Origin of the sequence: Acidovorax sp. 22279, from assembly GCF_052045435.1 — a bacterium.
In the GTDB taxonomy this organism is placed as follows: Bacteria; Pseudomonadota; Gammaproteobacteria; order Burkholderiales; family Burkholderiaceae_C; genus Acidovorax; species Acidovorax delafieldii.
Map to the genome: position 1 here is coordinate 282,649 of NZ_JBQEOV010000001.1, position 13,186 is coordinate 295,834.

General features: G+C 66.8%; 8 protein-coding genes. 4 read left to right on the forward strand and 4 right to left on the reverse strand.

Going from position 1 to position 13,186, the window contains the following annotated elements; genetic code table 11:
* Nucleotides 1-86: 86 nt before the first annotated feature.
* Together ACTJKQ_RS01250 and ACTJKQ_RS01255 are read right to left on the reverse strand one after the other, a co-directional pair.
* A complete protein-coding gene (locus tag ACTJKQ_RS01250; RefSeq protein WP_440595742.1) occupies nt 87-1,754 on the reverse strand; it encodes a diguanylate cyclase domain-containing protein in 1,668 nt (555 codons plus the stop codon).
* Between the two features lie 3 nt (nt 1,755-1,757).
* Nucleotides 1,758-2,861: an ABC transporter substrate-binding protein gene (locus ACTJKQ_RS01255; RefSeq protein ID WP_369816963.1), complete on the reverse strand. Its 1,104-nt coding sequence runs from the start codon at nt 2,859-2,861 to the stop codon at nt 1,758-1,760.
* 58 nt (nt 2,862-2,919) lie between these two features.
* Between ACTJKQ_RS01255 and dnaG the strand changes: the two genes are divergently transcribed.
* From dnaG to ACTJKQ_RS01275, 4 genes are all read left to right on the forward strand, one after another.
* Complete coding sequence (gene dnaG, locus ACTJKQ_RS01260; RefSeq protein ID WP_121943316.1) at nt 2,920-4,977, forward strand: DNA primase; 2,058 nt, start codon at nt 2,920-2,922, stop codon at nt 4,975-4,977.
* A gap of 267 nt (nt 4,978-5,244) precedes the next feature.
* Complete coding sequence (gene rpoD, locus ACTJKQ_RS01265; protein WP_056061911.1) at nt 5,245-7,623, forward strand: RNA polymerase sigma factor RpoD; 2,379 nt, start codon at nt 5,245-5,247, stop codon at nt 7,621-7,623.
* 335 nt (nt 7,624-7,958) lie between these two features.
* Nucleotides 7,959-8,987 (forward strand): Bug family tripartite tricarboxylate transporter substrate binding protein, encoded by a 1,029-nt coding sequence (locus tag ACTJKQ_RS01270; protein WP_288853479.1) that lies wholly within the window; start codon nt 7,959-7,961, stop codon nt 8,985-8,987.
* Between the two features lie 77 nt (nt 8,988-9,064).
* The gene (locus tag ACTJKQ_RS01275) at nt 9,065-10,639 is read left to right on the forward strand and encodes a methyl-accepting chemotaxis protein (RefSeq protein ID WP_440595743.1); all 1,575 of its coding nucleotides are present in this window, start codon (nt 9,065-9,067) and stop codon (nt 10,637-10,639) included.
* A gap of 202 nt (nt 10,640-10,841) precedes the next feature.
* Here the strand turns inward: ACTJKQ_RS01275 and ACTJKQ_RS01280 are convergent, their stop codons facing one another.
* Nucleotides 10,842-11,852, reverse strand: a complete 1,011-nt coding sequence (locus tag ACTJKQ_RS01280) for a tripartite tricarboxylate transporter substrate binding protein (protein WP_440595929.1) — start codon at nt 11,850-11,852, stop codon at nt 10,842-10,844.
* Nucleotides 11,853-11,957: 105 nt separating this feature from the next.
* The gene (locus tag ACTJKQ_RS01285; protein ID WP_440595744.1) at nt 11,958-13,172 is read right to left on the reverse strand and encodes a CaiB/BaiF CoA transferase family protein; all 1,215 of its coding nucleotides are present in this window, start codon (nt 13,170-13,172) and stop codon (nt 11,958-11,960) included.
* Between the last annotated feature and the right edge of the window lie 14 nt (nt 13,173-13,186).

The following is a 13,186-nucleotide window of genomic DNA, read 5'->3' on the forward strand; positions in this document are numbered from 1 at the left end:
GTGAACTACACACAGCCTAGCGCCGCAGGCTGACACGAAAGCAACACGGGCCGGCGCAGGCGCGGTGTGGACTGCGGTGCGCAGCCTCACAACCTTCGCTTGTGGCTCTGCTTGATGCGGTACATGGCCGCGTCGGCGCTGGCCATGAGTGTGCGCGCATCTTGCGCGTCGCGGGGAAACAGGCTCAGGCCGATGCTGGCGCGCACGGCCAGGGGCTCGCCGTCGATGTCCAGCGGTGGCTCGAACGCGTGCTGCAGCTTGGTCACGATCTGCAGCGCAGCCTCTTCGGAATCCACGTTTTCGCACAGCACCGTGAACTCGTCCCCGGCGAGCCGGGCCACGGTGTCCACCTGCCGCACGGCGCCGACGATGGTGCGTGCCACCGCCTGCAGCACCAGGTCGCCCACGGCATGCCCGCGCGTGTCGTTGATGGCTTTGAACTCATCCAGGTCCACGAACAACAGTGCACAGCTGCGGCCGCTGCGGCGCGACAGCTCCAGCACCTGGGCCAGGCGCTGCTCGAACATGCGGCGGTTGGGCAGGCCGGTGAGTGCGTCGTGGTGCGCCAGGTGGGCCATGGCGTCTCGGCTCAGGTTCAGCTCGGCCAGCTGGCGGCTGATCTGCTGCTCCATGTCCTGGAAGCTGCGGGCCAGCTCGCCCACCTCGTCGCCCCGGTGCACCGGCAGCGCGCCGTGGGCCTCCCCGCGTGAAAACGCCTGCGCCGCCTTCACCATGGCCTGCAGCGGCTGGGTCACCAGGCGCGATACCCCGGCCGCCAGGGCCACACCCACCACGCTGAGCACCAGCAGGATCTTGAGGATGCTGCGGCCCAGGTCCAGCACCTCGCCCTGCACCACGGCCAGCGGCTGCGAGAGCCCTACGACCATGAAACGCCCCTCGTCCGCGTTGCCAAAGGGCATGCGCACAAAGGCAAAGACACGCGCCTCCTCGTCGTCGGTGCCGGACTGGCTGAGTACCGCCTCTTCGGCACGGCCATCGACCAGCGCGGCCACCTGCGGGAACGACTCCTGGATCAGGATGCGCTGGCCCCGGTCAAAGCCGAAGGTCTGCGTGGCATCCGGATGCACCAGAAAGTCACCCCAGCGGTTGCTCAGATAAAACCCGTAAGGGGTCGGCAGCGCCGCGTTGAAGTTGTGCAGGAACGGCGCGGCCGCCACCCGCACCACCACCACGCCCCGCAGCTGGCCCCCCTGCACCACAGGCGACGCCATGTTGAACACGGGCACGGCCGCCTCCTGTGCGGCGTCTTCATGGTTGATGCCGAACTCGGACACATACACCTCCCCATCGGGCAGGCTGAGGGCCTCGAACACAAACGGAAAGTGCGACTTCTCCTGCAGCTGGTCATCGGGCACGCGCACCAGCTTGTCGCCCTGGCGGTCGATGCGCACCAGCTCCAGCCCGTAGTCGCTGGCGCTGATGAAGCGGATCTGCAAATAGGCGGGATGGGCCTGCAGGTTGGCCTTGAACAGGTCGGCCAGCCGTCCCTGGTCTTGTTCGACGGCAGCGGCGTCGGCCAGAAAGGCCGTGTCGCGCGCCACCGTGCCAAAGCCCGCCTGCATGTGGCGCGCCAGCACCTGCGTGGTGGCCAGCAGCGAGCGCTCGGCCCGCCCCTGCAGGCGTTCGCGGCTCGAGTCAAAGGTGTAGTAGCCCGCCAGAATGGCCGCGAACACACTGAACGAGGCCAGCAGGGCCCCCAGCCTCAGCGCGATGCTCCATTTCACGCGTGCCATCGGTCAGAACCGGTTGGGTCGGTCGCCCGACACGATGCGTTGCCAGAGGCGGGCGCGCAGGGCTTCGTCTTCCACCGGCTCCAGCCACACGATGGGGCCCATGGTCCCCCCGGGCACATCGCCCGCCAGCGCTGGTGGCTCGTCCAGGGTGTTGGCCAGCCCTTGGCGCCGCGTGAACTCGCGGCTCACGGCCGGGTCGAGCATGTAGTTGATCCACTCAGCAGCCAGCGCCACCTGGGTGGAGCGGCGGGTGATGGCCCAGCAATCCAGCCAGGCGAGCGCGCCCTCCTTGGGCACCACGTAGCCCACATCCAGCCCCGCATCGCGCAGCTGCTTGAGCTGCTGCTGGCCGTAGTTGGCGTGCATTACCGCCACCTTGTGCTTGCGAAACAGCTCCACCGACTCCTCGGGCAGGCTGTAGAACGACCGCACATTGCGCCGCAGGGCCACCAGGTCCTTGGCCAGCGGGCTGAAACGGGCGGGGTCGATGCGAAACGGCGGCAGGCCCCGGCGCATGGCGGCCAGCGAAAAACCGTGGCTGCTGCCGTCAAACGCCAGCACCTTGCCCTGCCAGCGTGGGTCCCACAGCACGGCGATCGACTGCGGTGGCGTGCTGAACTGCTGGCGGTCGTACACCAGCCCCATCTCGGAGTAGGTGAAGGGCATGGCATAGACCTCGCCCCGCCAGCCAATGCCCGAGATGGTGTGCAGCTGGCGAAACCGGGGCAGCTGCCCAGCAGTGTTGCGGATGTTGCCGAGCGGCAACGGCGCGAGCTTGTCATGGAGGATCAGCCGCGCAATTTCCGCCGTGTTGGCAGCCACCAGGTCAAAACCCGGCCCGTCGGTGCTGTCCATCTTGGCGCGCAAGACGTCGTCCGACGCCACGATGGTGATCTCCACCTTGACCCCATGGCGCTTCTCGAACACCGCGACAAAGTCCGGGTCGGCATAACCCGGCCAGGCCAGCACCCTGAGGACCGTCGCGGCCTGCGAGGCCCCCGGCAGCCATGCGAGCCCCGCCAGCGCGAACAGCAGCACGGGCAGGCTGGCGCGCCACCCGTGCAGCGCCCTACCCGCCAACGCCCGCCCACATGCCGCGAACCCCATGCCAAAAGCCTTTCCAGCAATAACTGGTTACAAAGAGTTTACGCGGACAATAGGGCGCGTGACGATCCCTCAGTCTTTCATTCAGGAACTGCTCACCCGTGTGGACGTGGTGGACATCGTGGGGCGCTACGTCCAGCTGAAAAAAGGTGGCGCCAATTTCATGGGGCTGTGCCCCTTTCACGGAGAGAAGTCGCCCTCTTTCAGCGTCAGCCCCGCCAAGCAGTTCTATCACTGCTTTGGCTGCGGCAAGAACGGCAATGCCATTAGCTTTCTGATGGACCACGCGGGCATGGGGTTTGTCGAGGCCGTCCAGGACCTGGCCCAGAGCGTGGGCCTGCAGGTGCCCGATGACGACATCTCCCCGCAGGAAAAGGAACGCGCCGCCGCCGCGCGACAGAAACAAGCCACGCTGAACGAGGTGCTGGAGAAAGCCGCCGACGCCTACCGCCGCCACCTGCGCGAGTCGCAGCGCGCCATTGGCTACTTCAAGGGCCGGGGCGTCTCGGGCGCGGTGGCCAAGCGCTACGGCCTGGGCTACGCGCCCGAAGGCTGGCGCAGCCTGGCCAGCGTGTTCCCAAGCTACGACGACCCGCTGCTGGAGGAAAGCGGCCTGGTCATCGTCAACGACGAAGACGGTGGCAAGCGCTATGACCGGTTTCGCGACCGGGTGATGTTCCCCATCCGCAACGTCAAGGGCGAGTACATCGGCTTTGGTGGCCGGGTGCTGGGGGACGACAAGCCCAAGTACCTCAACTCCCCCGAAACCCCGGTATTTCACAAGGGGCGCGAGCTGTACGGCCTGTTCGAGGCCCGCACGCCCATCCGGGAGGCGGGCTACGCGCTGGTCACCGAGGGCTATATGGACGTGGTGGCCCTGGCGCAGCTGGGTTTTCCGAACGCGGTGGCCACACTGGGCACGGCGTGCACGCCAGAGCATGTGCAAAAGCTGCTGCGGTTTACCGACGCGGTGGTGTTCAGCTTTGACGGCGACAACGCCGGACGGCGCGCTGCGCGCAAGGCCCTGGACGGCGCCCTGCCCCACGCTACCGACACGCGCAGCATCAAGTTTCTGTTCCTGCCCGCAGAGCACGACCCGGACAGCTTCATCCGCGACCATGGCACCGACGCCTTTGCGCGCCATGTGAGCGACGCGATGCCGCTGAGCCGCTTCCTGGTCGAATCGGCCAGCGAGGGCTGCGACCTGGCCACCGCCGAAGGACGTGCCCACATGGCCAGCAATGCACGCCCGCTGTGGACGGCGCTGCCCGACGGCGTGCTCAAGCGCCAGTTGCTGGGCGAGCTGGCCGAGCTGACCCAGCTCAATGCCCGCGACCTGTCCGACCTGTGGGGCCAGGCCGCCGCCCGCGACGGCCTGCGCGCTGCACACCATGCCCCCCCGCAGCGCCACCCGCCCCGTACCGCCCCTGATGACGCCCCCAGTTGGGATGCCCCGCCCGACACCGATGGCTGGCAACCCCACAGCGAGTCGACAGGCACTGCCTACGACCCGGGGTACGGCAGTTACGGCAACCAGGGAGGCTACGGAGGCCAAAGTGGCTATGGCAGCGGCGGCAAGCCCCCGTTCCGCAAAGGGGGCGACTGGAAAAGCGGCGGGGGCTGGAAAAAACGCGACAAGGACGCTCCCTGGCCGCCCCAGCCCCGTTTGCCCCGCACGCCGGCCATGGGCCGGGCGGACCACGCGGCGCGGCTGCTGCTGTCGCACATGGCGTTTCTGGAAGAGCTGACGCACGACGACCACACCACCCTGGCGGCCCAGCCTGCGCCCCATGGGCCACTGTTTGCGTGGCTGGAGGCGCAGTTCCACGAACATGGCCCCCTGGCCTGGGCCGTGCTGCGCGAAAGCCTGCGCGATCACGAGTGCGAAGAGCTGGCCGTCAAGGTGATGACCGGCTCGCATGCGCAGACCGAGGGCGAACTGCACGAATTGCGACTGGAGCTGCGCGACCTGCTCACCCGCATGCAGATCGAAGACATCAAGGAGCAGCAAAAAGTGCTGGTGCTGCAGGTGGCACAAGACCCCTCGGCCCTGGAGCGCTACCGGGCGCTGGCCGAAAAGCGCAAGGAACTGGAGCAAATAGCGCCAAAAACCACTTGAATAGGGTCTGGGCGGTATAATATAAGGTTAGTTATTGGCAAGAGCGACAGCAGCACCTCCGAGCCGGGCCACCGTGACAAACGCGCACCTATGCGCTGATGGGCCCACTTATCGCAAGGACTGCACACCAAATGATCGCCCAGACATCTTGCCGCTGAGGGTGTCCCCTCCAGGCGCAAAGCCCCTGTTGCTTTGCGTCGCCACCCGCGCCGGGATCTGAGGCGCTTGCGTTTTCTTTGTGTCCGTTTTTGATTCTGAGGTTGCTCCATGCCCGCTCAAAAGTCCGCGAAGTCGCCCAAGTCTGCCTCAGGCACCGCCGCAAAGGCTGTCTCCAAAACCGCGGCCAAAGCGCCGGCCAAGGCGGCCCCCAAAAAGGCCGCTGCCGCCGCGCCCGCCCCGGTCGCCAAGAAAGTGAAAACTGTGCCCGTGAAAAGTACCGCCGAGCTGATCAAAGCTGCCGATGAGTTGCTGAAGAAGAAACCTGCCCGCGCCAAGGCCGTCGCCGCAGCCGCCGACGACGAAGAAGCGCCCAAGAAAAAGCCTGGCCGCCCCGCCAAGGCTGCTGGTGCCGCCGAAGCCAAAGCCCCCGCCAAGCGCGGCCGCAAGCCCAAGGCAGCCGCCGGTGGCGATGAGAGCGTGGACGATACCGACCTGTCGGACATCGAAGCCGACCTCGAAGGCGAGATCGAAGAGACCCCCGAGGCAGCCGCCACGGTCGAGAAGGTCAAGCCCCTGCGCATGAAGATCAGCAAGGCCAAAGAACGCGCCTTGATGAAGGAATTCGGCCTGGACGAAACCGTCCTGTCCGAAGAGGACATGCAAAAGCGCCGCCAGCGCCTGAAGGCCCTGATCAAGCTGGGCAAGACCCGCGGCTACCTCACGCACGTTGAAATCAACGACCACTTGCCCGACAAGCTGGTCGATGCCGAAACCCTCGAAGCCGTCATCACCACCCTGAACGACCTGGGCGTGGCGGTGTACGAGCAGACGCCCGATGCCGAAGCGCTGATCATCACGGACAACGCTCCCGCTGGCGCCACCGAGGAAGAAGCCGAAGAAGCCGCCGAAGCCGCGCTGTCCACCGTGGACTCGGAATTCGGCCGTACCACCGACCCCGTGCGCATGTACATGCGCGAAATGGGCACCGTGGAGCTGCTGACCCGCGAAGGCGAAATCGAAATCGCCAAGCGGATCGAAGGCGGCCTGATGGCGATGATGGAGGCGATCAGCGCATCGCCCGCCACCATCGCCGAGATCCTCAACATGGGCGAGGAGATCCGCGAAGGCAAGGTCGTCATCTCGACCATCGTGGACGGCTTCTCCAACCCCAACGAGGCCGACGACTATGTGGCCGAAGAAGACTTCGACGAATTCGACGAGGCCGATGACGACGACGGCAAGGGCGGCTCCAAGGCGCTGACCAAGAAACTCGAAGAACTCAAGAAGCAGGCGCTGGAGCGCTTCGACAAGCTGCGCGAGCTGTTCGAAAAAGTGCACAAGGTCTACGACAAGGAAGGCTACGGCACGCCCGCCTATGTCAAGGCACAAGCTGCTTTGTCGGCCGAGCTGATGACCATCCGCTTCACCGCCAAGACCATCGAGAAGCTGTGCGACATGGTGCGCGGCCAGGTGGATGACGTGCGCAAGAAGGAACGTGAGCTGCGCCGCATCATCGTGGACAAGTGCGGCATGCCCCAGGAGACCTTCATCAAGGACTTCCCGCCCAATCTGCTGAACCTGCAGTGGGTCGAGAAGCAGGCCACCGCCGGCAAGCCCTGGTCGGCAGTAATTGCGCGCAACATCCCGCCCATCCAGGACCTGCAGCAAAAGCTGATCGACCTGCAGTCGCGTGTGGTCGTGCCGTTGGCCGAGCTCAAAGGCATCAACAAGCGCATGAACGAAGGTGAAGCCACCTCGCGCGATGCCAAGAAGGAAATGATCGAGGCCAACCTGCGCCTCGTGATCTCTATCGCCAAGAAGTACACCAACCGTGGCCTCCAGTTCCTCGACCTGATCCAGGAAGGCAACATCGGCCTGATGAAGGCGGTGGACAAGTTCGAATACCGCCGGGGCTACAAGTTCTCGACCTATGCCACCTGGTGGATTCGCCAGGCCATCACCCGCTCGATCGCCGACCAGGCGCGCACCATCCGTATCCCGGTGCACATGATCGAGACGATCAACAAGATGAACCGCATCAGCCGCCAGCACTTACAAGAGTTTGGTTTCGAGCCCGATGCGTCCATCCTGGCGGCCAAGATGGAGATCCCCGAGGACAAGATCCGCAAGATCATGAAGATCGCCAAGGAGCCGATCTCCATGGAAACGCCGATCGGCGACGACGACGACAGCCACCTGGGCGACTTCATCGAGGACGGTGCCAACACCGCGCCTATCGAAGCCGCCATGCAGGCCGGCCTGCGCGACGTGGTCAAGGACATCCTCGATGGCCTGACCCCCCGCGAAGCCAAGGTGCTGCGCATGCGCTTCGGTATCGAGATGACCAGCGACCACACGCTGGAAGAAGTGGGCAAGCAGTTCGACGTGACCCGCGAGCGCATTCGCCAAATAGAAGCCAAGGCGCTGCGCAAGCTCAAGCACCCCAGCCGCTCTGACAAGCTGCGCAGCTTCATCGACTCGCTGTAAGCCTCGCGACCCAGCCTCTACTGGCTCCAACGCCCTGCCCCGCACCTGCGGCGCAGGGCGTTTTTCATGGTGCGCTGATCGGCGCACCGCTCTGCACGGGGCCATAAACCCCGCGTTTACCCTGATGCCAGCGACAGCAGACTGACAGCTTGGCTGGCGACCATTGCGCGCAGCGTAGGTGGTGCGCAGGTCCCTTCCCTGCGCATGCCGCCACAGGCTGACTGCGTTGCTTCGGCGTGGCAACGCGCAAGCAACCCAGCCAGGGCGCTCCCGCAGCGGCCTGAGATCTGGTTCCCGACGCCCTTCCTGCCTTCCCTCTTGTCAAAGGACTTTCCATGTCTGCAGCCATCGACCGCCGCCGTGCCCTTGCCCAATCCGTTGCGACCGCCCTGGCCTGGACTGCGCTCGGCCCCTCCGCCTGGGCGCAGAGCGCTGCGCCAGCAGCCCGTCCTGCCCCTGCAGCCGCCAAGCCTGCCAAGCTGGCGGGCACCGTGCGCATCGTGATCCCTGCCAATGCCGGTGGCGGCTGGGACCAGACAGGCCGAGCCCTCGGAGCAGCCATGGTCGCAGCCGGCGCTGCGGACCAGGTGGAATACGAAAACATCGGTGGCAAGGGCGGCACCATCGGCCTGGCCAAATACGCCGAAAAGTACAGCAACGACCCCAACACGCTGCTGATGGGTGGCATGGTGATGGTGGGCGCCGTGGCACTGCAAAAGCCTGCAGTGGACATGACACAGATCCAGCCCCTGGCGCGGCTCACCAGCGACTATCTGGTGGCGGCCGTGGCGGCCAACTCGCCCATCAAGACCACCAAGGACCTCGCCGATGCGCTGCGTGCCGACCTCAAGGCCGTGCCGATTGCCGGCGGTTCGGCCGGTGGTGTGGACCACATCTACGCAGGCGTGCTGGCCCGCGCCGCCAAGGCCAACCCGGAGGGGCTGGTCTACAAGCCCTTCCCCGGCGGTGCCGAGGTGGTCGAGGCCGTGCTGTCGGGCAACGCGGCCCTGGGTTTGTCGGGCTACAGCGAGTTCAACGATGCCATTGCCAGCGGCAAGCTGCGCGCCGTGGGCGTGTCGTCGCGCCGCAGCGTCTTTGGCCTGCCGTCGTTCCGCGAACAAGGGCTGGATGCCGTGATGGCGAACTGGCGTGGCGTGTTCACCGGCAAGGGCGTGTCCGCCGCACGCACGGCGGAGATGCTGGCCGCCGTTGAGGCCGCCACCCGCCACGAATCCTGGCTGCGCACGCTCAAGCAGAACCGGTGGGAACCCTCTTGGCTCACCGGCAAGGATTTGGCAGAGTTCATGGAACTGGACCTCACAACCGCCCGCGTGATGGTGTACCTGCTCAAGCTGAAGGCCTGAGAAGGTCTGAACACCCCCGCCGCAAGCGCCTCTGAGCACCAGCCGACCGGCCTGCTGCAGAACCTTTGGAGCCTCTGATGAAAATGTCCAACTACTCCATCGGCGCACGCATGGCCACGGCCCTGGGCCTGGTGCTGGCCCTGCTGCTGGGGGCCGCGCTGTTCGGCATTGCCGCCCTGTACCGAACGCTCGGCACCTACGACACCACGGTGCAACAGCGCGTGGCGCAGGAGCGCGCCGTGAGCCGCATGGAAAGCGAGTTCAAGACCCAAGTGCTGGAGTGGAAGAACACCCTGCTGCGTGGCGAGGACTCGCGCAAGCGCGAGTTGCACTGGAATGCCTTCCAGGCCAGTGAAAAACGGGTGGCCGATGCGGCCAAGGCGCTGGAGCCCCAGCTGACCGACGCGCAGGAAAAGGCGGCGCTGCAAAAGTTCACCCAGGCCCACGCCCAGATGGCGCAGGGCTACCGCAAGGGCTTCGAGGTGTTCCAGTCGCTGGGCTTTGTGCCCTCGGCGGGTGATGCGGACGTGGCCGACATCGACCAGGGCCCGGCCAAGCTGCTCACCGAGCTGAGCCAGCAGGTGGCCGCCAGCAGTGCAGCCATCGCCCAGGAGGCTGCGCAGGACGCCCGGCGCGCACTGTTCAGCAGCCTGGCGGCACTCGCGCTGGTCACGGCGCTGGGCGCCTGCGCGGGCTGGCTGCTCACCCGCTCGGTGGTGCGCCCCCTGGGAGTGGCGGTGTCGGTGGCGCACAAGGTGGCGGCGGGCGATCTCACCACCCGCATCGAGGTGGAGGGCAAGGATGAGCCCGCGCGCCTGCTGGAGGCCTTGTGCGCCATGCAGGACAACCTGGAAAACGTGGTCTCTGGCGTGCGCAGCAATGCCGAGGGGGTGGCCAGCGCCAGCGCCGAAATTGCGCAGGGCAATGCCGACCTGAGCATGCGCACCGAAGAGCAGGCATCGTCGCTGGACGAAACCACCTCGTCGATGCAGCAGCTGCAATCCACGGTGCAGCAGAACGCCTCCAACGCCCAGCGCGCGAACGAGCTGGCGCGCAACGGCGCCACTGTGGCGCAGCGGGGGGGTGACGTGGTCACGCAGATGGTGGAGGTGGTCCAGGGCATCCAGGACAGCTCGCGCCGCATTGCCGACATCATTGGCGTCATCGACGGCATCGCGTTCCAGACCAACATCCTCGCGCTCAATGCGGCTGTTGAGGCCGCACGCGCGGGTGAACAGGGCCGGGGCTTTGCCGTGGTAGCCAGCGAGGTGCGCAACCTCGCCACCCGCAGCGCCAGCGCCGCGCGCGAGATCAAGCAGCTCATCCAGACCAGCGTGGAGCGTGTGCAGGCCGGCTCGGACCTGGCGCGCAATGCAGGCACGACCATGGCCGAGGTGGTGTCGTCCATCCAGGGCGTGAGCGCACTGATGGAAGAGATCAGCCAGGCCAGCGCCGCGCAGACCAGCGACATGCTGCGCGTGACGCAGGCCATCGTGCGCATGGACGAGGCGACGCAGCAGAACGCTGCCCTGGTGGAAGAAAGCGCCGCCGCCGCAGGCAGCCTGAGCGGGCAGGCGCAGCAACTGGTGCAGGCCGTGGAGGTGTTCCGCCTGCGCCACGCCCACCCTGCACTGCCCGCGCCGCGCGCCTGATGCAGGGGCGCAAGGCAGTTGCCCGTCGCGCCGCTCTGCCGTGGCACCGCAGCCCTGCGAGGCAGGGCCTCGGCATCAAGGCGAATGCTATTAATAGAATAGCTGCCAAGGCATATTGCACTAGCGCAAGCGCCCCAAAACCCTCAAAAACTGCTTGACGCACTGCAAAAACACGCCGCAGGCGGCCTCCCTCTGCACTGCGTCAGTCTATTTTCACGTTAGCGTTCTTCACCACCTGCGCCATGCGCGCTGCTTCGCTGCGGAAGAAGGCGGCGGCTGGCTCGGGCGGCGTGAGCTTGATCTCGTAGCCCTGCGCAATCAGCGCATCACGGGCCTCGGGCATCTCCATGGCGGCCTTGAAGCCGTTGTACAGCCGCGCCAGCTCGGCCTTGGGCAGGCCCGCAGGCGCCACGGGGGCGATCCACCCATCCAGCTCATAGCCCGGCAGGCCTTGCTCGGCAATGGTGGGCACGCCCGGCAGTGCCGCCACGCGGGTGGCGGTGGTCACACCCAGGGCCCGCAAGGCGCCCGCCTTGATGTGCGCAGCCGCCGGTGCCACTGCCACCACCCCCAGCTGCACCTGCCCGCCCAGGATGTCGTTCATCAGCGGGCCCATGCCCCGGTAGGGGATGTGCTTGATGTCGAGCTTGGCCTGGTCCACGAACATGGCCGCACCCAGGTGCAGGATGGTGCCGTTGCCCGACGAGCCGTAGTTGAGCACGCCGGGTTTGGACTTGGCCAGCGCGATCAGCTCCTGCACCGTCTTGGCGGGCACCGCAGGGTGCGCGACCAGCACAAACGGCGTGGCGCCCAGGATGGTGATGGGGGTGATGTCGGCCAGCGAGTCGAACGGAATGTTCTTGTACACGCTGGGGTTGACCACGTGGTTGTTGGACACCACGCCGATCACCGAGCCGTCCTTGGGCGCACGCACGATCTGCGTGGTGCCGGTGATGCCGCCCGCGCCCGGAAGGTTCTCGATGACGATGGGCTGGCCCAGCGCCTTGGCCAGGCTGGTGCTGATGGCGCGGATGGCGCCGTCGGCCCCCGAGCCCGCCGACAGCGGCAGGATCACGCGCAGCGGCTTGCCGTCGCCCTGGGCACGCGCCATGCGGGGCAGGCCCCAGGCGGCGGCGCCCAGCGCGGCCGCGCCGGTGGCCAGGGCCTGGCGGCGCGTGAGCACGCCATGGCGGGCGGGCGCGATGCAGTGCATGTCAAAAGCAGGGGTGGGCTGGGGCACGGTTGTCTCCGGTAGTGGGGTTGGAATCCGGGGCCTGCGGTCTGCGCCGCGTGGGTTGCCCCGGTCGTCAAGGAAAAATCAGGCAATGGCCCCGGTGGCTTGCAGCGCGGCCACTTCATCGGCCGTGTAGCCCAGGCCCTGCAGCAGCTGCGCCGTGTGCTGGCCCAGGCGCGGCGGGTCGCAGCGCACATCGAGCCGCTGGCCGTCCATGCGCAGCGGCATCAGCGTGATCTGCGCGGTCTGCCCGGCACGTTCGCCATCGGGCAGCGTGATGTCGGCAAGGCCCCCCGTGGCTTGCAGGTGCGGGTCGTCAAACAGTTCTTCGGGCCGGCGGATGGGTGCAAACGGCAGGCCGTGGCGCTCGAAGATCGCGGCCAGTTCGTCGGCCGTGTGCTGTGCCAGCCGCTCGCGCAGCACCGGCATCAGCGTGGGGCGGGCGCGCACACGGTCGTTGTTGGTGGCCAGGCCGGTGTCGGCCTTCAGGTCGCCATAGCCCATGGCGTCGCAGAAGGTCTGCCACTGCGCATCGCTCACGGCGGCCAAAAAGATCTGCCCGCCGTCCTTCACGCTGAACACGTCGTACACGGCCCAGGACGAGATGCGGTCGGGCATGGGCGCCGCCGGTTTGCCGGTGACGGCGTACTGCATCATGTGCTGGCCGACCAGGAACACGTTGTTCTCGAACAGGGCCGAGTCCACCTCCTGCCCGCGCCCGGTGATGCCGCGCTGCATCAGCGCCGCCATGGCACCGATCGCGCCGAACATGCCGCCCATGATGTCGTTCACGCTGCTGCCTGCGCGCAGCGGGTCGCCGGGGCGGCCGGTCATGTAGGCCAGGCCGCCCATCATCTGCACCACCTCGTCCAGCGCCGTGCGGTGCTCGTAGGGGCCGGGCAAGAAGCCGGTGTGGTTGACGTAGATGAGGCGCGGGTTGACCTGGCTCAGCGCGGCATAGTCCAGGCCGTATTTCGTCATCACGCCGGGCTTGAAGTTCTGCGCCACCACGTCGGCCGATGCGGCCAGCTTGCGCGCCACCGCCAGGCCCTCGGGGCTGCGCAGGTCGATCGCAATGCTCTTCTTGTTGCGGTTGAACATGGGGAAGAAGCCCGCGCCCGCGCCCAGCAGGTGGCGCGTGCGGTCGCCGTCCACGGGCTCGACCTTGATGACCTCGGCCCCCAGGTCGGCCAGCACCATGCCGCAGGTGGGGCCCATGACCATGTGGGTGAACTCCACCACGCGCAGGCCTTCCAGCGGCAGGCGGGGGGACGAGAGAGGGGCGGATGTGTCGTGCATGTTCAGAGCGTTCA

What these genes read in the sequence shown, in the direction of transcription:
- ACTJKQ_RS01250 (WP_440595742.1), bottom strand. Translation starts at nt 1,754, where the DNA reads ATGGCACGCGTGAAATGGAGCATCGCGCTGAGGCTGGGGGCCCTGCTG.
- ACTJKQ_RS01255 (WP_369816963.1), bottom strand. Translation starts at nt 2,861, where the DNA reads ATGGGGTTCGCGGCATGTGGGCGGGCGTTGGCGGGTAGGGCGCTGCAC.
- rpoD (WP_056061911.1), top strand. Translation starts at nt 5,245, where the DNA reads ATGCCCGCTCAAAAGTCCGCGAAGTCGCCCAAGTCTGCCTCAGGCACC.
- ACTJKQ_RS01270 (WP_288853479.1), top strand. Translation starts at nt 7,959, where the DNA reads ATGTCTGCAGCCATCGACCGCCGCCGTGCCCTTGCCCAATCCGTTGCG.
- ACTJKQ_RS01275 (WP_440595743.1), top strand. Translation starts at nt 9,065, where the DNA reads ATGAAAATGTCCAACTACTCCATCGGCGCACGCATGGCCACGGCCCTG.
- ACTJKQ_RS01280 (WP_440595929.1), bottom strand. Translation starts at nt 11,852, where the DNA reads ATGCACTGCATCGCGCCCGCCCGCCATGGCGTGCTCACGCGCCGCCAG.
- ACTJKQ_RS01285 (WP_440595744.1), bottom strand. Translation starts at nt 13,172, where the DNA reads ATGCACGACACATCCGCCCCTCTCTCGTCCCCCCGCCTGCCGCTGGAA.